Consider the following 21799-nt stretch of genomic DNA (forward strand, 5'->3'; position numbering starts at 1 on the left):
GAACATGTCATTGTTTGACCATAAAATATCTGAATTAAAACGTCTCATACATAATAAAGAGATCAGCATATCAGATTTAGTCGATGAATCTTACAAACGGATTCAGGAAGTTGACGGAAAGGTACAGGCCTTTTTGCAGCTTGATGAAGAAAAAGCCCGCGCCTACGCCAAAGAATTGGACGAAGCGCTTGAGACACGGGGCGAGCACGGCCTTCTTTTCGGGATGCCGATCGGAATCAAGGATAATATCGTCACAAAGGATCTGCGCACTACCTGTGCCAGCAAAATCCTCGACAATTTCGACCCGATCTATGATGCAACGGTTGTCGAGCGGCTTCATGAAGCTGAAGCGGTTACCATCGGAAAGCTGAACATGGACGAGTTTGCCATGGGATCTTCCACAGAGAATTCAGGCTTCCAAAAAACGAAAAACCCGTGGAATCTTGAAACCGTTCCAGGCGGATCAAGCGGGGGCTCCGCAGCTGCGGTGGCGGCGGGAGAAGTCCCGTTTTCACTCGGATCTGACACGGGCGGATCGATCCGGCAGCCGGCTTCTTTCTGCGGCGTCGTCGGCTTAAAGCCAACATACGGCCGCGTGTCCAGATACGGTCTTGTCGCATTTGCGTCTTCATTGGATCAAATCGGTCCGATCACAAGAAATGTCGAGGACAACGCTTACTTGCTCCAAGCGATTTCCGGCGTCGACAAAATGGATTCGACAAGCGCGAATGTCGACGTGCCTGACTATTTGTCAGCATTAACGGGCGATATTAAAGGACTGAAAATCGCGGTACCGAAAGAATACCTCGGCGAAGGCGTCGGTGAAGAAGCGAGAAATTCCGTGCTTGAAGCGCTGAAAGTGCTCGAAGGCCTTGGCGCGACATGGGAAGAGGTGTCGTTGCCGCACAGCAAATACGCGCTGGCGACCTATTACCTGCTTTCTTCATCTGAAGCTTCGGCAAACCTGGCGCGCTTCGACGGCATCCGCTACGGCTACCGCACGGACAATGCCGACAACCTGATCGACCTATACAAACAGACGCGTTCCGAAGGCTTTGGAAACGAAGTCAAACGCCGCATCATGCTCGGTACATTCGCGCTGAGCTCCGGCTATTACGACGCGTACTATAAAAAAGCGCAGAAAGTCAGAACACTGATCAAAAAGGACTTTGAAGACGTATTTGCGAACTATGACGTCATCATCGGACCGACAACGCCGACACCGGCATTTAAAATCGGCGAAAAAACGAGCGATCCGCTGACCATGTACGCCAACGACATCCTGACGATCCCAGTCAACCTTGCGGGCGTCCCGGGAATCAGCGTACCGTGCGGATTTGCGAACGGCTTGCCGCTCGGCCTGCAAATCATCGGCAAACACTTTGATGAAAGCACAGTATACCGCGTCGCCCACGCATTCGAACAGGCGACAGACCATCATAAAGCAAAACCTGAACTGTAAGGGGTGAAAAAACATGAACTTTGAAACGGTAATCGGACTTGAAGTCCACGTGGAGCTCAAAACAAAATCGAAAATTTTCTCCAGTTCTCCAACGCCATTCGGCGCAGCGGCCAACACGCAGACAAGCGTCATTGATCTGGGCTATCCGGGCGTGCTGCCTGTGTTGAACAAAGAAGCCGTCAATTTCGCGATGAAAGCGGCGATGGCGCTCAACTGCGAAATTGCGACAGAAACGAAATTCGACCGGAAAAACTATTTCTACCCCGACAACCCGAAAGCTTATCAAATTTCACAATTTGATAAACCGATCGGCGAAAACGGCTGGATCGAAATCGAAGTCGGCGGAAAAACGAAGCGCATCGGCATCACCCGCCTTCATTTGGAAGAGGATGCGGGAAAACTGACACATACAGGCGACGGCTACTCCCTTGTCGATTACAACCGCCAGGGAACACCGCTCGTTGAAATCGTCTCCGAGCCCGATATCAGAACGCCTGAAGAAGCTTACGCCTATCTTGAAAAGCTGAAATCGATCATTCAGTATACAGGTGTTTCCGACTGTAAGATGGAGGAAGGATCGCTCCGCTGCGACGCCAACATCTCGCTCCGTCCGATCGGCCAAGAGGAGTTCGGGACAAAGACAGAGCTGAAAAACCTGAACTCATTCGCCTTTGTTCAAAAAGGACTTGAGCACGAAGAGAAACGCCAGGCGCAGGTTCTGTTGTCAGGCGGTGTCATCCAGCAGGAGACGCGCCGCTATGATGAAGCGTCCAAAACGACGATTTTGATGAGGGTCAAAGAGGGATCTGACGACTACCGCTACTTCCCTGAGCCTGATCTTGTCGAGCTTTACATTGACGACGAGTGGAAGCAGCGCGTGAAAGACAGCATTCCTGAGCTTCCGGACGAGCGCCGCAAGCGCTACATCGAAGCGCTTGGCCTGCCTGCCTATGACGCGAAAGTGCTGACTTTGACAAAGGAAATGTCCGACTTCTTCGAAGCGGCCGTCGAAAAAGGAGCAGACGCGAAGCTGGCGTCGAACTGGCTGATGGGTGAAGTATCGGCTTACTTAAACGCCCAGCAAAAAGAGCTTGCCGATGTCGCGCTCACACCTGAAGGTCTTGCCGGATTGATCAAGCTGATCGAAAAAGGAACGATTTCATCGAAAATCGCGAAAAAGGTCTTCAAAGAATTGATCGAAAAAGGCGGAGACGCAGAAAAAATCGTCAAAGAAAAAGGCCTTGTGCAAATCTCTGACGAAGCGACACTTCGGAAACTCGTCACTGAAGCGCTCGACAACAATCCGCAGTCGATCGAAGACTTTAAAAACGGTAAAGACCGCGCGATCGGCTTCCTAGTCGGCCAAATCATGAAAGCCTCAAAAGGCCAGGCGAACCCGCCGATGGTCAACAAGCTGCTTCTTGAAGAAATCAACAAACGATAAAAAAAAACCGCATGGAGAGACGCCTCCATGCGGTTTTTTTATTCAACGACAGGCGTTAATGAATCGCCGTCCCATACTTCTCCTTTATTCAGCGTCCAGCTGTTGTTGTAAAGGCTTGATGCGCCCTTGTTTGCGGCAGGGCTCCAGCCGTCATTCCAGGCCAAAAAGTAAACGGTTTTCGGATACTTTTGTCTGATTGCATTAATAAATGAAGCGTAATCAAAGCTGCCGTTCGTTTCCTGCGGTCCGACTTCTGTGAAGGCAAACGGCTTATCAAGCGATGTCAGCTCTTCATATCCCTGAATAGAATCGGCGTCGGCAAAGTAAGCATCCAATCCAACAATATCAACATAGGAAGATCCCGGATAAAAATCAGCTTTAAAATCTCTGTTGGCATCAGGCGCATACACCCATATAAGGTTGTCCAATCCTCTTTCATTTGTCATATAGTGATAGATTTTTTGATAAAGCTGTTTGTATAAAGCGATCCTCTCACTGTCTTTTTGATTATATTCTGTCAGCCCCCACCAGAACCACTCGCCGTTCATTTCGTGAAGAGGTCTGAAAAGGACGGGCACACCTTCATTTTTCAGTTCTTCAAGACCATCTGCGATCTTCTCCAACATGGCATCAAGACGCTTTCCTTCGGCCGTTGATGAATCTAATATGTGTTGATACTGGCTGTTGGAAATCTGTGTTTTGTAGTGGCCTGAAGTAAACGCCGGGTTTGCCAGATGCATGCTGATTTGAGGGATGCCGCCGCTTTTCCAGTATGAAATCAAATCGCTGTTGCAGCTGTGGTCAACGGTATCGGTGATATCTGCCGGCTCAAGCCACCCTCTTGCATAATCACATCCGTAAATCGCAGGCAGCTGCCCCGTTGTATTTTTTAATTGATTGGCTTCAGCCATAGAAAACGTATCAAGACTGTAACCGCCGAATGCACCCGACATCACCCGGTTTTCCGATCTGTTCGGCAGATGTGCGAGCCAGTTCATAGTTGCTTTCGTTGTTGGCTGGGCATTCGGATTCACCGGTGAAACCGTATGAGCGGATGCGGCCGGTGATGCAGCCAATATGAATAATGAAGCGGTAACAAAACTGATGATATGTCTTTTCATGATCGTAAACCTCCTGTTTTTTAAGAAATTTAACAAAATACACCTTATTTTACTAGAATAAAAATAGATAAACATGAGCCATTGGGATCTGTTTGCTTCTGGAATATGTAAATCACTGTCCTCATATGAGAAAAGGCCTGCTGTGAAACGAAAGCGTGGTTTTTAGATATATTTGTTGGAATATTAAGAATAGAAGCACAATAAAATGAATCAAAATATTGTATTCAGGAGGCGAAAAATGAAAGCGCTTAGATGGCACGGCGCCGGAGATTTGCGATTGGAACAGATTGAAGAGCCCAAGGCGATGAAAGGGAAGGTGAAAGTGAAAATCAAATGGTGCGGAATTTGCGGGAGCGATCTGCACGAGTATACGGCAGGCCCGATTTTTATTCCGACAGAAACACATCCGCTAAGCGGTGATAAAGCCCCGATTGTGCTGGGGCATGAATTTTCCGGGGAGGTCGTCGAGGTCGGGGAAGGAGTGACAACTGTTCAAGCCGGAGACCGTGTAACGGTCGAACCGATCTACGCCTGCGGCGAATGTGAGGCTTGTCTCAAAGGAAAGTATAACCTTTGCGAACAATTAGGGTTCTTCGGCCTCGCCGGGGGAGGCGGCGGTTTTTCCGAGTATGCAGCCGTACCTGCGGACATGATTCACCAATTGCCGGAAACGGTGTCATTTGAACAAGGCGCTCTTGTTGAGCCGGCAGCTGTTGCTCTTCACGCCGCCCGCCAAAGCAAACTGAAAGTCGGTGACAAAGCGGCCGTTTTTGGGACGGGCCCGATCGGTTTGCTTGTGATTGAAGCATTAAAAGCATCCGGAGCAGCAGACATCTACGCTGTCGAAATTTCAGACATCCGCCGCCAAAAAGCAGCTGAGCTTGGTGCGATCACCATTGATCCAAAACAATGCGATCCGGTTAGTGAAATTCAAAAACGGACAAACGGCGGTGTGGATGTTGCCTTTGAAGTGACAGGCGTGCCGCCGGTTTTAAAACAGGCGATTCATGCGACGAAAATGGAAGGAGAAACAATGGTCGTCAGCATTTTTGAAAAAGAAGCGCCAATTCACCCTCATGACATCGTCATGAAAGAACGGACATTAACCGGAATCATCGGCTACCGCAATGTTTTTCCAGCGGTCATCAGCTTAATGGCTCAAGGGTATTTCCCGGCTGACAAATTGGTAACGAAGCGAATTACGCTTGATGAGGTGATAGAAGAGGGCTTTGAAGGATTATTGAAAGAAAGAGACCAGGTGAAGATCCTTGTTCAAGCTGAATAAATAAGAAAACCAGATTTCATGTTTTTAGAAATCTGGTTTTTATTCGCAGTGTCAACGATCGAGAAAACGGGAGATCATCTGAAATAGATGACCGACGTTTTCCTCTTCCGCCAAGTTTGAAAGCATACCTTGTATCACCGGCTTTCGCGGAGCCTCTCTCTTCAGCTCTTCTTCGATTACATCGAGCGTGATCAAGATATCCTCAGGCAGCTCCGTTTTGCTTTTGATCCTCTCTATTTCCTGCAAAATGGCGTTTTCGTCGAGCGGATTATCGGCGTTTCTGCAAAAGCTGTAGGTCTGATCAGCAAGAACCGGCTGCTCTCCGCTTTGAATCATGCCATTGATCATATCGTCAATTCTTCTGATAATAAAGTCTGCAAGATTGTAAAAATCAATATCGACTTCATTGAAGATAAATAAGTTTTGATAGGATTGCACAATTCCTTGAACGATGACCGACAAGTCAGGCAGAAAAGGCTTCACAATATCGCCGTAGGCTGCCAAAAGCGCCTCCTGATACATTTCGTGAAATTTCCTGCCGACCTTTGTGAAATACTCCTCGATTTTGCTGTTTTCGGGTATGCTGTGTTCGCTGATCATCACGAGAATAAAATCCCTGTGCTCCTTGCTCTCCTTGAATTGATAGGCGATCTGCTCTTTGAACGTCTCTCTCGGAGGGAAGTTTTTCTGCTGAATCTTCTTCATATTTTCCATCGTGCGATCGATATAATACTTAATGATTGCAAGCAACAGCGCTTCTTTCGATTTAAAATGCAGATAGAAAGCCCCTTTAGAGATTTCGCATTCATTGGCGATTTCCTGAATCGTCGTGGAAGCAAACCCGTTTTTTGCAAAAAGATGGAGGCCGGCTTTTATGATTTTTTCTTCTTTTTCTGTCATGAAAGTACCCCTTTAATTAAACATTAAAATTAAATAAACTTTACATGTATAAGTTGACGCTGTTTACTTTTCATGTTTATTATTATATAGAATGACCAGTCAGTCAATGTGTGATAAAGAGAAAGATATATATAAATGGAGGTCGCAATGAATTCTATCATTAATTTTGTGCTAAAGAACAAGTTCGCTGTGTGGCTGATGACGATTATTGTTACGGTTGCCGGCCTTTACGCGGGTTTGAATATGAAGCAAGAATCCATTCCTGATGTAAACATGCCTTACCTGACAATTAGCACGACCTATCCGGGAGCTACCCCAAGCCAAGTGGCTGATGAGGTGACGAAACCGGTTGAACAAGCGGTGCAGAATCTGGACGGTGTCAATGTTGTCACCTCTACGTCTTATGAAAACGCATCGTCGGTTATGATCGAGTATGACTATGAGAAGGATATGGACAAAGCGAAAACAGAAGCGGCTGAAGCGCTGGAAAACACCAAGCTGCCTGATGACGCACAAGATCCGGAAATTTCACGCTACAGCATGAATTCCTTCCCGATTTTGACGCTCAGCGTCTCCAGTGATCAAGACAATCTGCAGGAGCTGACGAAACAAGTGGAAGACAGCCTTGTTCCGAAGCTTGAAGGTGTCGAAGGGGTAGCGTCCGTCCAAGTTTCCGGCCAGCAGGTTGAAGAGGTTGAATTCTCTTTTAAAGAAGACAAAATGAAAGAATACGGCCTTGACGAAGACACGGTCAAGCAGGTGATTCAAGGTTCTGATGTGACAACTCCGCTCGGATTGTACACATTCGGCAATAAGGAAAAATCAGTCGTCGTCAGCGGCGATATTGAAACAATCAAAGATTTGAAAAATATGAGAATCCCGACCGCGTCTGCTTCAGGCGCAAGCGGTGCACAAGCCGCACAAAGCGCGCAGGCGGCGCAGAATCCGCAGGCGGCCGCACAGGCGCAGCAAAGCGCCGCCTCAGGTATACCGACGGTCAAGCTTTCCGAGATTGCCAATATTAAAGATGTCAAAAAAGCGGAGTCGATTTCACGCACAAATGGAAAAGACAGCATCGGCATCAACATCATCAAAGCAAACGACGCCAACACGGTCGAAGTGGCCGACAGTGTAAAAGGTGTAATGAAACAATACAAGGAAGACCATAAAGGCTTTGAATACAGCGCAACATTGGATATGGCCGAACCGATCACAGAGTCGGTCGAAACGATGCTGAGCAAAGCCATTTTCGGAGCGATCTTTGCGGTTGTGATCATACTCTTATTCTTAAGAGATATTAAATCAACAATGATCTCGATCATTTCGATTCCGCTATCATTGCTGATCGGATTGCTTGTGCTGAGCCAGCTTGATATCACGTTGAATATCATGACGCTCGGCGCCATGACAGTCGCGATCGGCCGGGTTGTCGACGACTCCATCGTTGTCATCGAGAACATCTACCGCCGCATGAGGCTCAAAGATGAACCGCTCCGCGGAAAAGCCCTTGTTCGCGAAGCGACGAAAGAAATGTTTTTGCCGATCATGTCATCAACGATCGTAACGATTGCGGTATTCCTGCCGCTCGCACTTGTCGGCGGCCAAATCGGTGAATTGTTTATCCCGTTTGCTTTAACGATCGTATTTGCGCTTGCCGCATCCCTCCTGATTGCGATCACGCTCGTGCCGATGCTTGCGCACAGCCTGTTCAAAAAATCGTTGACGGGTGCACCGGTGAAAGGGAAAGAGCATAAGCCGGGAAGGCTTGCGAATTTCTACAAAAAAGTATTGAATTGGTCCCTAAGCCATAAATGGATAACATCGCTCATCGCGATTCTGATGCTTGTCGGAAGCTTGTTCCTTGTACCGCTGATCGGTGCGAGCTACCTGCCTTCCGAACAGGAAAAAACGGTGCAGATCACTTATACGCCTGAACCGGGGGAAACGAAAAAAGAAGCGGAAGATGAAGCCGCAAAAGCTGAAAAGCTGTTATTGGACCGCAAGCACGTCGATACGGTTCAGTATTCATTAGGTTCAGGAAATCCGCTCATGGGAATGGGAGGAAGTTCAAACAGCGCGCTGTTCTACATCAAATATGAAGAAGATACGCCTGATTTTGATAAAGAAAAGGACAATGTGCTAAACGCGATCAAGAAGAAATCCGACCGCGGCGAATGGAAAGTTCAGGACTTCAGCTCTTCGGGCAGCAACAATGAATTAGCGTATTATGTGTACGGTGATTCAGAAAAAGACATTAAAGGCACTGTCAAAGACATTGAAAAGATCATGAAGGATCAAAAAGATCTGAAAGACGTCGACACAGGCCTTTCCAGCACATATGATGAGTACACATTTGTGGCTGACCAAGAAAAGCTCAGCAAGCTTGGACTGACGGCGTCGCAAATTTCCCAGGCGCTCATGACGCAAACATCACAGTCTCCTTTGACAACCGTGAAAAAGAACGGAAAAGAGCTTGACGTCAACATTAAAACAGAAAAAGACGAGTATAAGAGCGTCAAAGATTTAGAAAACAAAAAGATCACCACAGCGACAGGCCAGGAAGTAAAAATCGGCGATGTTGCCGAGGTGAAAAAAGGTTCGACTTCTGACACCGTTTCAAAACGCGACGGAAAAGTATATGCCGACGTGACGGCGAAAGTCACGTCAGACAATGTCACAGCGGTATCACAGGCTGTCCAGAAGAAAATCGACAAGCTTGACCTTCCTGACAATGTCACGATCGATACCGGCGGTGTCTCCGCAGATATCGCGGAATCATTTACACAGCTCGGTTTGGCGATGCTGGCCGCGATTGCGATCGTCTACCTCGTGCTCGTGATTACATTCGGCGGTGCGCTCGCGCCATTTGCGATTCTGTTCTCGCTGCCGTTTACCGTCATCGGCGCTTTGGTCGGACTTTATGTATCAGGAGAAACGATCAGTCTCAACGCGATGATCGGAATGCTGATGCTGATCGGAATCGTCGTCACAAACGCGATTGTCTTAATCGACCGCGTCATCCATAAGGAAGCGGAAGGACTGTCTACAAGAGAAGCGCTTCTTGAAGCCGGCTCTACAAGACTCCGCCCGATCCTGATGACAGCCATCGCAACCATCGGCGCCTTGCTTCCATTGGCGTTCGGATTCGAAGGCGGCAGCCAGATCATCTCAAAAGGACTCGGCGTTACCGTCATCGGCGGTTTAATCAGCTCCACGCTCCTCACACTTCTGATTGTGCCGATCGTCTATGAAGTATTGGCCAAATTCCGCCGGAAAAAGCCGGGAGTGGAAGAAGAGTAGGATAAAGATGAAAGCCTCAGCGGCAAGCTGAGGCTTTTTTCGTTTAGTTCCGTTGGAGAGAACCGCGGGGCATTTCAATCATTCGGATTGATGACAGCGAGCATTTGATGATCTTCCCATTTGCCGTTGATCTTAACGTTTTTCCGAGCGATGCCTTCTTTATGAAAACCCGCTTTCTCCAGCACCCGAATGGATGCGAGATTATGAGGCATGACACCGGCTTCGATGCGGTGCAGCTTCAGTTCTTCAAAGGCGAATTCGACCATCAGCCTGCACGCTTCAGTTGTATAGCCTTTGCCATTATGTTTCTCATCTAAAAAATAGCCGATAAAAGCGCATTGCAGAGCGCCGCGCAGCACTTGAAAAAGATTGATCGTCCCGATCAGCGCGTCGTTTGCCTGAAGAAAGATGCCGAAATAATAGTCTTCATCTTCTTGCATCTTGTCATAGAAGGTTGTCAGCCTTTGTTTCTGGCCTTCAAGTGTATAAAAATCATCGCTCCGCTCCATGGAAAACCTTTCGAAAAACGCACGGTTGTCGATCTGCAATTTGAGGCATGCCTCAGCGTCGCGTACTGTCAGCGGCCTGACATAAACGTGTTCCCCTTTTTTCATCTGCTTCGTCTCCTTTTCAAGTTGGAATGCGGTCTGCTTTTTTCATCAACTCTTCAAAGTAAAGAAAAAATGCGTCCCTGTCGACTTGCTCGACGACTTCGACCCGTCTTCCGTCCGGGTGCTCTTCTGTTCTCCCTTGGCGCGGGCTTTCCGTGTGCACAATCGCATGGACGGTCCGCGAACGGGTGAAATCTTTGGCGCCGAGCGTGAGCGTTGTCAGCACATCCCAAAGGTAGTAGGTGGAATTCGTCTCCGTATGGACAAGCGGCGGGCACATCGCATAGCACTGGCCGATAAAGTCGATCCCGACATGCTTCCTGAGGCTCGCCCAATGGGAGCGGATCTCAGTTGTCAAAGGCACCTGGTTCGTGCTTTCAAGGGCAACCATTTCGATCTGAATGTCAGCTTGAAATACCGTCTTCACACTGTACGGGTCCCAAAACGCGTTCCATTCCGCCGTCCCGTCGTGCTCAGGCTCTTCCACATTCCCTTTCTCAAGAAAGGTGCCGCCCATCCAGACAAGCTTTGCAATCTGTTCGGTGATGGACGGGTCCTTTTCCAAGGCCCGGGCCAAATCTGTCAGCGGTCCTGTGAAAAGCAGTGTCACAGGATCTTTACTGTTTTTGAGCTTCTCAAGCAAATGAAGATGGGCGGGAAGGTCGGATACCGGCGTTTTGGCAGGGCCATTTTCATTTAAAATCGGCAGAGCGTCGACATAAAAGGCATGCATGCGCCACTCCTTTGGAAACGGATGAACACCTCTGGAGTCGGAAGCGGCCGTTTCGACCGGATAGGACCCGAAGCGGTCGATGATCTTCCGGCTTGCGCTTAGCGCGGGCTCCAGGTAGCAATCCGCGGGAATGACCGATGCGCCGACCAATTTGACATCCTCCATCTGCAAAAGCAGAAACAAGGAGACGAGATCATCCACGCCTCCGTCGTGATTAAAATAAACAAGTTTCTTCACAAGCATCATCCCCTTTGCTGTCGTCATGTTTCCTATTCTACATCAATCCATCTCCTGGTTAGGAAAATTTATCTAAAGTTAAACAAAAAGCTGGTATGATTTGTTGCGATTTTTTAAACAACTAGTATAATTAAAGGTTGTTGGTAAAGAAATGATACGGATACTCTAATAGGATGATGAAAACATGAAACGTGCACGAATCATATACAATCCGACTTCGGGACGGGAGCTGTTTAAAAGGAACCTTCCCCAAGTCCTGCAAAAATTCGAACAAGCCGGATATGAGACATCATGCCATGCGACAACAGGTGAAGGAGATGCCGTTCATGCGGCAAAAATCGCTGCCGAACGGCAATTTGATTTAATTGTCGCCGCAGGCGGAGACGGAACCTTAAATGAAGTCATCAACGGCTTGGCGCCTTTGGAACACCGCCCCATGCTCGGGGTCATTCCTGTCGGTACGACAAATGACTTCGCCAGAGCGCTCGGCATCCCGAGGGAGGATATTTTAAAGGCTGTTGACACAATACTAGAGGGAGAAGCCCGGCCGATTGATATCGGCCGCGTCAACGGCCAATACTTCATCAATATCGCCGGAGGCGGACGCCTGACCGAACTGACATATGACGTTCCAAGCAAATTGAAGACGATGCTCGGCAACCTCGCTTATTATTTGAAAGGCATGGAAATGCTGCTGCCTTCATTAAGGCCGACCGAGGTCGAAATCGAATATGACGGCAAGCTCTTTCAAGGCGAAGTGATGCTGTTTTTGGTGATGCTGACGAACTCCGTCGGCGGCTTTGAGAAGCTCGCCCCAGACTCCAGCTTGAATGACGGCATGTTTGATCTGATTATTTTAAAACGAACAAACCTCGCCGAGTTTATCAGGCTTGTCACGCTTGCGCTCAGAGGCGAACACATTCGCGACGAGCATATCATTTACACAAAAGCGAACCGCGTCAAAGTCACGCTCAAGGATAAAATGCTTTTGAATCTTGACGGCGAATACGGCGGCGAACTGCCGGGCGAATTTGAAAACCTCTACCGTCACATTGAAGTCGTCATGTCAAAAGAAAAAGCGAGAAAATTGGATGATTAAACTTGGTCGCATGCTTTGGCCAAGTTTTTCTTTTAGCAGGTGAAAAATATGAAACAAAAAGCCCCCGTGCAAAAAAATGAATATTATGATGTTGTATTTGAAGATTTGACACATGAAGGCGCCGGAGTCGCCAAAGTCGACGGTTTCCCGATTTTCGTGCCGAACGCGCTGCCTGACGAAAAGGCGCAGATCAAAGTGACCCGGGTCAAAAAAGGCTTCGCCTTCGGCCGCTTGATCGACCTGAAGGAAGAAAGCCGCTTCCGCACGGATGCCCCGTGCCCGATCTACAAACAGTGCGGCGGCTGCCAGCTGCAGCACATCAATTACGAAGGCCAGCTTCTCTACAAGCAGAAGCAAGTCAAAGACGTGCTCGAGCGAATCGGCAAGCTTGATGTAAGCCGGATCACCGTCCACCCGACCCTCGGCATGGAAGACCCGTGGAACTACCGAAACAAAGCCCAGGTCCCTGTCGGCGAAAGAGAAGGCGGTCTGATCGCAGGCTTCTACCAGCAGCGCAGTCATGAAATCATCGATATGAACGAATGCCTGATCCAGCAGTCGGAAAACGACCGCGTCGTTCAAGCGATTAAAGAGATCTGCGGCAAATACGGCATCAAAGCGTACAACGAAGAACGCCACAAAGGCTGGCTCAGACACATCATGGTCAGATACGGCGCCGTCACAGGCGAAATGATGGTCGTCTTCATCACAAGGACAAACGACTTCCCGCACAAAGCGAAAATCATCGAAGAGATCACCGCGGCATTCCCGCACGTCAAATCGATCGTCCAAAACATCAACCCGAAAAAAACAAATGTCATCTTCGGCGACGAAACGCACGTCATCTGGGGAGAAGAATACATTTACGACACCATCGGCGGCATCAAATTCGCCATCTCCGCCAGATCGTTCTACCAAGTCAACCCCGAGCAAACGAAAGTGCTCTACGACAAAGCGCTTGAATACGCCGAACTGAATGGCGAAGAAACCGTCATTGACGCGTACTGCGGCATCGGCACGATTTCGTTGTTTTTAGCGAAGCAGGCGAAGAAGGTGTACGGCGTTGAGATTGTGCCGGAAGCGATTGAGGATGCAAAGCGGAATGCCGAGCTGAATGGTATTGAGAACGCTGAGTTTGCTGTCGGCGAAGCGGAGACCGTGATTCCGAAATGGTATGAGGAAGGCATTGCGGCTGACACGCTAGTGGTTGACCCGCCGCGCAAAGGGTGCGATGAGGCTTTGCTGCAGACGATTTTGGAGATGAAGCCGAAGCGTGTGGTTTATGTGTCGTGCAACTCGGGAACCTTGGCGCGCGATTTGCGTGTGCTGGAGGATAGCGGGTATGTGACGCTTGAGGTGCAGCCTGTTGATATGTTTCCGCATACGAGCCATGTGGAGTGTGTGGCGAAGTTGGTTTTGAAAGGAACAGTTGATTAAACTGTACCTAATAGTTTAAAACTTTATGGATGACATCTTTTCTTCTTCAAAGACTTAATCTTTTTGATGTTGCTCTTTGATAACTTCTTTGAAGGCCTGGATTTTATCCTGGTCTTTTTTGTTGTAATTCGTAAAAATTACATGATAAATTGTTGACGGGGTATTATTAGAGTGATATGATTCAAATTGCAATTCGATTGAGTAATTTTGAAGAAATACTCTATCGATGAGGGTGGGATATGAAACTTGAAGATATTGTAACGGTTAAGATAGGAAGAAACCTTTCTAGAGGCAACGTTAAAAATGATCATACATTAGTTGCTTATACATATGAGGATTTAATGAATGATTTAGATGGCTCATTTCTAGACTCACAAGCTAGGTTTGATGCTGGACATTCAAATCATAAAGAAAGCTATTTGAGCAATGTCGGAGACGTTGTTTTCAGTTTTGTTAGTTCCAAAGCTGGGATAGTGAGTGACTTAAACCAAGGCAAGATCATCAATCAAAATTTTGCGAAACTCATGATCGAACATGATGAATTGGATCGTAGTTATTTATGTTATGCGTTGAATGAATCGTACGCAATGAAAAGGCAAATGGCAATTTCGATGCAAGGAAGTGCTGTGCCAAAATTAACTCCAGCGATTTTAAAAGAGTTGGAAATCCAGTTACCAAGTATTGAGAAACAAAGGATAATTGGAAAAGCTTATTTCTGTTCAAGAAAGCGTCAAGCTTTGGCAAAGAAGCAAGCAGAACTTGAAGAGAAACTTTTTTTAGAAGTATTAAAACAATTAGACCAACAATAGAAAAAGTGAGGAACACAACCATGGCTGAATTATACTCAAAATTATATAGTGCCGCAGACAACTTGCGAAGCAAAATGGATGCATCAGAATATAAAAACTATTTACTAGGATTAATTTTTTACAAGTACTTATCCGATAAATTATTAGAAAAAGTAGTTGAAATAGCGGGTGAATCGTTAGAAGAATACAACACACAAGACAAACAAACTCAATTGTATATGGAATCATTGGCAGATGAAGAGATAAAAAATGACTTGATTGAAACGTTAGTCGATACATTGGGCTATGATATTGAACCAAAGTATTTATTCAGTGTATTAGCCAACCAAGCGAAACAAAATACGTTTCAGCTAAAAGGCTTGAAAAAAGCATTTATCGATTTGTCTACGAAATATGATCAATTTAATGGGTTGTTTGATGATGTGGATTTGACATCAAAAAAACTGGGATCAGATGATCAACAGCGAAACATTACGATTACTGAAGTATTGAAGAAACTAAATGATGTCAATGTAATCCGTCATGATGGAGACGTCATTGGGGACGCTTATGAGTACTTAATTGGCCAATTTGCCTCAGAGGCTGGTAAGAAAGCGGGAGAATTTTACACACCTCATCAAGTATCTGACATGATGGCTCGTATTGCCGCGATTGGTCAAGAAGACAAAAAATTGTTTAGCGTATTTGACCCAACGATGGGTTCTGGTTCTTTGATGTTGAATATTCGAAACTATATTAATTATCCTGATAGTGTAAAATATCATGGGCAAGAACTAAATACAACAACTTTTAATCTAGCGAAGATGAACCTAATCTTGCATGGCGTTACTAAAGAAGATATGCGGTTACGCAATGGGGATACATTGAACAAAGATTGGCCGACAGATGAGCCTTATACTTTTGATGCCGTCCTTATGAATCCACCATACTCTGCAAAATGGTCTGCAGATTCTACATTCTTAGATGATTCTCGTTTCAATCGTTACGGAAAGTTAGCGCCGAAATCAAAAGCAGACTTTGCTTTTCTTTTACATGGGTTCTATCATTTGAAAGACTCAGGAACAATGGCCATCGTTTTACCGCATGGTGTACTTTTCCGTGGAGCTGCAGAAGGTGTGATTCGGAAGAAATTATTAGAAGATGGCAGTATTGATGCTGTGATTGGCATGCCAGCAAACTTATTCTTTGGCACATCGATTCCAACAACAGTCATCATCTTGAAGAAAAACCGCAGCACTCGTGATGTGTTATTTATTGATGCAAGTAAAGAGTTTATAAAAGGAAAGAACCAAAATAAACTTTCCAAAGAAAACATTGATAAGATTGTCGAAACGTATAAGAAGCGAGAAGACGTTGAGAAATATGCCCACGTTGCAACATTCGATGAAATCAAAAAGAATGATTTCAATTTGAACATTCCTCGATACGTAGATACCTTTGAAGAAGAAGAGCCTGTGGATATGGCTGCAATTGGCTCAAAAATCAAAGACATTCGAAAAGAAAAAGCAGAACTAGAGTCTAGCCTTTATGACATGATTTCTTTACTACAATATGATGAGGAAAACGCAGAATGGATTAAGGGTGCGTTAGAGGTGTTTAATCATGGAAAATAAGCGCACACCAGAAATTCGATTTCCAGGATATATTGGAGAATGGGAAGAGCGTAAGATTGGGGAATTTTTGACAGAAAGTAGAATTTCAGGGACAAATGGTCTTAAGGCTAAAAAATTGACAGTAAAACTTTGGGGAAAAGGCGTCGTTCCAAAAGATGAAATTTATCAAGGTAGTGAAGAAACCAAATACTATATTCGCAAAGCAGGCCAATTTATTTATGGGAAGTTAGATTTCCTCCATCAAGCTTTTGGAATTATTCCTGATAATCTAGATGGCTATGAATCAACATTAGATTCACCTGCGTTTGATATCGCAGATAATCTCAACTCATTTTTCTTTCTTGAATACGTATCAAGAAAACAATTTTATCTATATCAAGGAACGATTGCAAATGGTTCTCGAAAAGCTAAAAGAATTCATTCAGATACATTTTTTAATATGCCTTTGATAGTGCCTTCGGTGGGAGAACAAACTGATATAGGAACCTTTTTTAAAAAGATAGACGACGCGATCGCTCTTCACCAGCAAGAACTAACCATCCTCAAACAAACAAAACAGGGATTCTTGCAAAAAATGTTTCCAAAAGAGGGGGAGTCTGTGCCCGAGGTTCGGTTCCCGGGATTTACTGGGGAGTGGGAAGAGCGGAAGTTAGGAGAACTTGGGAAAATTAGATCAGGAATAGGATTTCCAGATTCTGAACAAGGTGGTCGTAGAGGTATTCCCTTTTACAAGGTATCTGATATGAATAATATAGGGAATGAAAGCGAAATGCTAAATTCCAATAATTATGTGACTAATGAACAAATAAAAAAAAATAAATGGAAGCCTATTGAAGATGTTCCATCAGTTATTTTCGCTAAGGTAGGGGCAGCCTTAATGCTAAATAGAAAGAGATTAGTTACAACTCCTTTTTTCATTGATAACAATATTATGGCGTTTTCTTTTGGTGAAACATGGGATATGAATTTTGGATATATCCTTTTTCAAACTTTATTTTTTCCGAGATATGCTCAGGTAGGGGCACTACCTTCTTTTAATGCCTCGGATATTGAATCGATTAACATAAAAATACCGGTAAAAGAGGAACAAACAAAAATCGGCAACTTTTTTAAACAACTAGACGACATGATCGCTCTTCATCAACGTGAATTAGATGCCTTAAAAGAAACAAAAAAAGCATTCCTACAAAAAATGTTTGTCTAAGCCGAATAGAGGAGAGAGAATCATGACAAAGATACCGCATAAAGATGAAGCTCAAGTAGAACGTCGCCTGATTGAAGTGTTGGGGGAAGGGCACAATCAGTGGAATTATCGTCCTGATTTAAAATCGGAAGAAGACCTATGGCAGAACTTACGTCAAAAGATTACGCAAAATAACTTATCAGAAATTGGGGAACATCCAATTACTGATAAAGAATTCGATACGATTAAAACAGAATTACTATCGAAAACACAGACACCTTTTGATGCTGCTAGGTGGCTCAAAGGGGAAAATGGAATTGCCCGGATTACGATTGAACGTGAAGATGTCTCTTTAGGTTCGATGTCTTTAGTGCTGTATTCTAACCAAGACATAGGTGGCGGAATTTCTACATACGAAGTTGTTCATCAGATTGCGAAACAAAAGGCTAACGTTGATGGTCGTGATCGCCGATTTGACGTGACACTTTTAATTAATGGATTGCCAATTGTTCAAATTGAATTGAAAAAGGTAAGTGCCAAAGACGGTGTATTTCAAGCCTTTAATCAAATCAAGAAATACTCAGAAGAAGGGATGTTTAGAAATAATATCTTTTCTACTCTTCAGTTATTTGTCATTTCCAATGAACAAACGACTCGCTATTTTGCTAATGCGATGCCAAAAGATATGCATAAGAAATTTGTCTTTAGCTGGCGCACAAAGGACAATCGAAAAGTAGAAAATCTCTATGAATTTGTAAAACAAGTCTTGAATATTCCAGATGCCCATCGATTGATTGCCGATTATACAATTGTAAGTGAGGACCAAGACAACAAAGCTGTAATAGTGTTAAAACCGTATCAAATTCATGCGATTCAAGCTTTGTTTACATCTACCATGAAACATCAATCCGGGTATGTTTGGCATGCGACTGGTTCAGGAAAAACGTTGACAAGTTTTGTTTCCACGAAGTTATTAGCTCGCAAAGCAGGTGTAGATCGTACCATTATGCTCATTGATCGAAAGGACTTGGACAATCAAACGACGACCGAATTCACCAAGTTTGCTTCCGAGTTTAATACCGGTATTTCTTCTGGTAATGCAATATCGAATAGCTTGATTGTCGGAACTGGAAGTGCGAAGGAGTTAAGTGATACTCTACTGTCTGATGCCAATTCCAATACAGTGATTATTACCACTCGCCAAAAATTGGAATCTACCTTACGCTATGCCCAAAGGCAAGAGGAGCAAAAAGGTACTCAGCGCTTTAAGAAACTGCTAGGGCAACATATTGTCTTTGTCGTGGATGAATGCCATCGTGCGTTAAGTGCAGAAGGGATGCAAGTCATTAAGGGATTCTTTCCAAATTCAACTTGGTTTGGATTTACAGGTACACCAATATTTAACGAGAATAAAAAACAGGCAAAAGGTCAATTAGCTCGTACCACTCGGGATCAATATGGAGAAGTTTTGCACACCTATACCATTAAAAATGCATTGGATGATGGTGCTGTTTTAGGGTTTCAAGTAGAGCACGAAGATACAATTGATCCAACATCATTAAATAATTATATTTTTAATCAACTGCGTCAAAATGAAAAATACGCCAATTTGACTGCAGATGAAATTAATCACATCATTGATCAAATGGACGGAATAGAAAAGGAAGCATATCTTGAACCATCTTCGTTTGAATCTAATGATCATATTCAAAAAGTTATTCATAAGATTTTCAGGCCGGATAATGCCTATACTAAATTTGATTTCCAAAACGGCCGCCCGCAAAAGTCTGCCATTTTAACAACCAGTTCTATTGAAATGGCTAAACGCTACTATCGGGCGATCAAGGAAACGACGAAAGATCCAGAATGGTTGACGAAAGAATTTGCTGAACATCCGATCCGAACCGGACGTACAATTGAAGATCCGGATTTTCCACGAATAGCGATCACCTATTCGATTCAAGAAAACGAAGACAATTCGAAACAAATTCAAGATGAAATGAAAGAGATTATTAAGGAATATAACGATTATTATCACACTGCTTGGTCGATAGAAGATATTGAACGATATAATGGTGATATTAACAATCGGTTAGCTCGTAAGAAAGCAGAGTTCAAAGAATTTGGTAAACAAATTGACCTTGTCATTGTTGTCGATCGGTTATTGACTGGTTTCGATGCACCAACGATACAAACATTATTTGTCGATCGAAATTTAAGTTATGCTAATTTAATTCAGGCTTTTTCTCGAACCAACCGTACTTATCCAGGAAAGACAAAAGGATTAATTGTGACATTCCGGAAACCTTCAACAATGGAGCAAAATGTAAAGAATGCGACGAAGTTATACTCGCAAGCACAAGAGGAATCTAGTCTTGTTTATCCGACTTATGATGAATCGAAGAAGCGCTTTAAAAAGGCTCACAAAGCGCTAACTACATTAGTTCCAAATCCAACCGATATAGATGAGAACACGTCTCTTGAAACCCGAATTGAGTTCGTGAAAGCATTTCAAGAGCTAAACAATTCATATGAAGCTTTAGTTACATATAATGACTATAACGATGATATGAAGAAATCAACAGCACTTCAAGAACAGGTAAAAACCTTAGAAGAATATATTGGGATATATAGCACGGTTAAGGGTTCACTCGAAGATGTAGGAAACCAAGATGGACCGGGACCAGATTTCTCAGACATTGAATTCTATGGGGAAAATGCAGTTAAGATCTATGATATTGACTCAACTTATATTGACCGACTATTAGAAACATACTCGGCCAATAATCAGAACATCCGCGACGAGATCGAAAATGCCCTTCAAAAACTGAAGAAATCAGAAATTGTTAAAGACGTATACCGCACGATGTTAAATGCTATTGATGCCAATGAAATAGATGCAGAGGAAGACATTCTTGCAGTGAAACGAAGATTCTTCACTAAAGCACGTGACAAAGCGATTCATGAATTTGCGAATACTTGGTTTGTGGAAGAAGATGAGCTACATTTATCTGCAATTCAATATGTGGTAGGAATAAATTCTATTCCTAATATTAGTAAAATTAACAATAGTGGTCAATTTGATAAGTATAAAGCCGTACATCCAGATGCAAAACCATTGAAATATAGACCAGAAATCAAGCGTCAATGGAAAAAGACATTAGATGAAGTCATTGTACCTTTGGATGATGAGTTGAGATAAAGTTGTTTTGAAATTAATGCCTTTCTTTAAAAAAAGCTAGAGTCGCAGGATTTTCAAACCGACTTTTGCTTGGAATCATAATCGGGTGAAAATGAATGGCAACACATTAAAGCTATCTAAAGACAGATCTAATCAGCAGAGGTAAAGAAAATAAAAAATTAGAGCAAGGAGGATTGATAATGGTAACAATTGACTTAAAAGAATTTCAGAAAAAACTGGCTCAACATAAAGTTTATGATACTTGGCAATATGTTGAGAGCTTGAATGAAACCCTTGTCTTTATGAACGTATCGTACCGATTATTAGAAAAGGGATATAGCCAAAGAATAAAAGCTTTGTCTGATAAGGGCCAAAAAATAATTGAAAAGGCAGTTGATACTGGATCAGCGTCTATAACAGGAGAAGACTTAAATTGTACTAATTTAAATATTGCAGGGCTGGAAATCGACGACATTATCTTTTTGCAGAAAAATACAATGGAGTTTTTTCACTATGCAAGAATAAGTATGGATGTTTTGTTTCAAATAATTAATGCAGCACTGTTTGGTGATCAGTCTAGTGATCCCACTGATAGAAAACTAGTTCAAAATGTACTACGCACATTGGATAGTATAACCGCTTTTTCAAAATTAAGCTCTTTACTTAATAAAAATAAGAATGATAAAAATTATAAGTATTTGCAGGCTTTTGATAATTACATAAAGCATATAAAGACTATTCTAGTTACTGTAAAAAACAGCTTAATAATAGGAAATTCTAATGAATTTTTAATTAGAGAATTCATTTATAATGGTGTGACGTTTCCAACAGTAAATGCTCTTGATAAAGTTAGAGAGATAAATGATTATGTGATAAAGACAATTAATGATATTTTAAAAGAAGTACAGAATCAGTTAAACAACTGCCTTGACACCTCTAAACGAATTCATACTATAAATTTTAGGCTACAAGTTAAAGAAACAACAGATTCTAAGGTTGTGGACTTTATATCGTTTTTTATAGACGTGGAAAATGATATTAGTGAGCTGCCAAATGAAATTAAAGTTTTTCCTCTTATTGTAAAGCCTAATGATGAAATATATAGCTTTGATTTTAGGTTTCATAAAATATTTATCAAGAAAAAAGGATGCGCTGATGAAAAGATAATTGGATGTGCTGAATTACGAAATGGTTTAGAAACAAATGAGTTTTATAGAATATTTGATGTTAGACCTTGCGATTATTCTGAGTATATTGAATATATTTCATCTTTCAGAAATAAGTATCGCAAAATATCTATCAATTATTACGCAATGGAAGGCTCAATAATAGTGTACAAAGGATAGTGAAATGAAACTGTCGATATATTCCCGCACGTAAGATT

At 43.6% G+C, this 21799-nt stretch carries 15 protein-coding genes; 11 read left to right on the forward strand and 4 right to left on the reverse strand.

The features are described from left to right. Positions 1–4: 4 nt before the first annotated feature. Positions 5–1462 carry an Asp-tRNA(Asn)/Glu-tRNA(Gln) amidotransferase subunit GatA gene (gene gatA, locus ACINLD_RS18545; RefSeq protein ID WP_026589672.1) on the forward strand — a complete coding sequence of 486 codons (1458 nt, stop codon included), beginning with the start codon at positions 5–7 and terminating at the stop codon, positions 1460–1462. A gap of 13 nt (positions 1463–1475) precedes the next feature. Further along, positions 1476–2906 (forward strand): Asp-tRNA(Asn)/Glu-tRNA(Gln) amidotransferase subunit GatB, encoded by a 1431-nt coding sequence (gene gatB / locus ACINLD_RS18550; protein WP_077735353.1) that lies wholly within the window; start codon positions 1476–1478, stop codon positions 2904–2906. A 38-nt stretch (positions 2907–2944) separates the two neighbouring features. Here the strand turns inward: gatB and ACINLD_RS18555 are convergent, their stop codons facing one another. Beyond that, on the reverse strand, positions 2945–4030 hold the full coding sequence (locus ACINLD_RS18555) for a glycoside hydrolase family 26 protein (RefSeq protein ID WP_410207125.1): 1086 nt from the start codon (positions 4028–4030) through the stop codon (positions 2945–2947). Between the two features lie 235 nt (positions 4031–4265). On the opposite strand from ACINLD_RS18555, the gene ACINLD_RS18560 reads away from it, so the two are divergent. Then, complete coding sequence (locus tag ACINLD_RS18560; RefSeq protein WP_410207107.1) at positions 4266–5312, forward strand: 2,3-butanediol dehydrogenase; 1047 nt, start codon at positions 4266–4268, stop codon at positions 5310–5312. Positions 5313–5363: 51 nt separating this feature from the next. Here ACINLD_RS18560 and ACINLD_RS18565 read toward each other — a convergent pair whose 3' ends face one another. After that, on the reverse strand, positions 5364–6212 hold the full coding sequence (locus ACINLD_RS18565; RefSeq protein ID WP_409445286.1) for a TetR/AcrR family transcriptional regulator: 849 nt from the start codon (positions 6210–6212) through the stop codon (positions 5364–5366). A 147-nt stretch (positions 6213–6359) separates the two neighbouring features. On the opposite strand from ACINLD_RS18565, the gene ACINLD_RS18570 reads away from it, so the two are divergent. Continuing rightward, complete coding sequence (locus tag ACINLD_RS18570) at positions 6360–9512, forward strand: efflux RND transporter permease subunit (RefSeq protein WP_410207108.1); 3153 nt, start codon at positions 6360–6362, stop codon at positions 9510–9512. Positions 9513–9586: 74 nt separating this feature from the next. On the opposite strand, the gene ACINLD_RS18575 is transcribed toward ACINLD_RS18570, so the two are convergent. Together ACINLD_RS18575 and ACINLD_RS18580 are read right to left on the reverse strand one after the other, a co-directional pair. Continuing rightward, entirely contained in the window at positions 9587–10126 is a 540-nt protein-coding gene (locus tag ACINLD_RS18575; RefSeq protein WP_026589666.1) for a GNAT family N-acetyltransferase, read from the reverse strand. Positions 10127–10142: 16 nt separating this feature from the next. Beyond that, positions 10143–11093 (reverse strand): nucleoside hydrolase, encoded by a 951-nt coding sequence (locus ACINLD_RS18580; protein ID WP_077735454.1) that lies wholly within the window; start codon positions 11091–11093, stop codon positions 10143–10145. A gap of 184 nt (positions 11094–11277) precedes the next feature. Between ACINLD_RS18580 and ACINLD_RS18585 the strand changes: the two genes are divergently transcribed. The 7 genes from ACINLD_RS18585 to ACINLD_RS18615 all read left to right on the forward strand — a co-directional run bounded on the left by ACINLD_RS18585 (position 11278) and on the right by ACINLD_RS18615 (position 21761). Continuing rightward, positions 11278–12192: a diacylglycerol kinase gene (locus tag ACINLD_RS18585; protein ID WP_077735345.1), complete on the forward strand. Its 915-nt coding sequence runs from the start codon at positions 11278–11280 to the stop codon at positions 12190–12192. A gap of 48 nt (positions 12193–12240) precedes the next feature. Then, positions 12241–13629 (forward strand): 23S rRNA (uracil(1939)-C(5))-methyltransferase RlmD, encoded by a 1389-nt coding sequence (gene rlmD / locus ACINLD_RS18590; RefSeq protein ID WP_410207109.1) that lies wholly within the window; start codon positions 12241–12243, stop codon positions 13627–13629. Positions 13630–13868: 239 nt separating this feature from the next. Next, positions 13869–14438, forward strand: a complete 570-nt coding sequence (locus tag ACINLD_RS18595; RefSeq protein ID WP_410207110.1) for a restriction endonuclease subunit S — start codon at positions 13869–13871, stop codon at positions 14436–14438. 20 nt (positions 14439–14458) lie between these two features. Then, positions 14459–16051, forward strand: coding sequence for a type I restriction-modification system subunit M (locus tag ACINLD_RS18600; protein ID WP_410207111.1), 1593 nt, complete (start codon positions 14459–14461; stop codon positions 16049–16051). Further along, positions 16041–17255, forward strand: coding sequence for a restriction endonuclease subunit S (locus ACINLD_RS18605; RefSeq protein WP_410207112.1), 1215 nt, complete (start codon positions 16041–16043; stop codon positions 17253–17255). Before ACINLD_RS18600 ends, ACINLD_RS18605 begins: the two co-directional genes overlap by 11 nt. A gap of 22 nt (positions 17256–17277) precedes the next feature. Continuing rightward, positions 17278–20436, forward strand: coding sequence for a type I restriction endonuclease subunit R (locus ACINLD_RS18610; protein WP_410207113.1), 3159 nt, complete (start codon positions 17278–17280; stop codon positions 20434–20436). Between the two features lie 179 nt (positions 20437–20615). Next, complete coding sequence (locus tag ACINLD_RS18615; RefSeq protein WP_410207114.1) at positions 20616–21761, forward strand: hypothetical protein; 1146 nt, start codon at positions 20616–20618, stop codon at positions 21759–21761. Positions 21762–21799: the final 38 nt, after the last annotated feature.

Source organism: Bacillus sp. z60-11 (genome assembly GCF_046464135.1).
Taxonomy (GTDB): Bacteria; Bacillota; Bacilli; order Bacillales; family Bacillaceae; genus Bacillus; species Bacillus sonorensis_A.

Coding starts and splice junctions, on each gene's coding strand:
- gatA (WP_026589672.1), top strand. CDS start 5: ATGTCATTGTTTGACCATAAAATATCTGAATTAAAACGTCTCATACAT.
- gatB (WP_077735353.1), top strand. CDS start 1,476: ATGAACTTTGAAACGGTAATCGGACTTGAAGTCCACGTGGAGCTCAAA.
- ACINLD_RS18560 (WP_410207107.1), top strand. CDS start 4,266: ATGAAAGCGCTTAGATGGCACGGCGCCGGAGATTTGCGATTGGAACAG.
- ACINLD_RS18565 (WP_409445286.1), bottom strand. CDS start 6,212: ATGACAGAAAAAGAAGAAAAAATCATAAAAGCCGGCCTCCATCTTTTT.
- ACINLD_RS18570 (WP_410207108.1), top strand. CDS start 6,360: ATGAATTCTATCATTAATTTTGTGCTAAAGAACAAGTTCGCTGTGTGG.
- ACINLD_RS18575 (WP_026589666.1), bottom strand. CDS start 10,126: ATGAAAAAAGGGGAACACGTTTATGTCAGGCCGCTGACAGTACGCGAC.
- ACINLD_RS18585 (WP_077735345.1), top strand. CDS start 11,278: ATGAAACGTGCACGAATCATATACAATCCGACTTCGGGACGGGAGCTG.
- rlmD (WP_410207109.1), top strand. CDS start 12,241: ATGAAACAAAAAGCCCCCGTGCAAAAAAATGAATATTATGATGTTGTA.
- ACINLD_RS18595 (WP_410207110.1), top strand. CDS start 13,869: ATGAAACTTGAAGATATTGTAACGGTTAAGATAGGAAGAAACCTTTCT.
- ACINLD_RS18600 (WP_410207111.1), top strand. CDS start 14,459: ATGGCTGAATTATACTCAAAATTATATAGTGCCGCAGACAACTTGCGA.
- ACINLD_RS18605 (WP_410207112.1), top strand. CDS start 16,041: ATGGAAAATAAGCGCACACCAGAAATTCGATTTCCAGGATATATTGGA.
- ACINLD_RS18610 (WP_410207113.1), top strand. CDS start 17,278: ATGACAAAGATACCGCATAAAGATGAAGCTCAAGTAGAACGTCGCCTG.
- ACINLD_RS18615 (WP_410207114.1), top strand. CDS start 20,616: ATGGTAACAATTGACTTAAAAGAATTTCAGAAAAAACTGGCTCAACAT.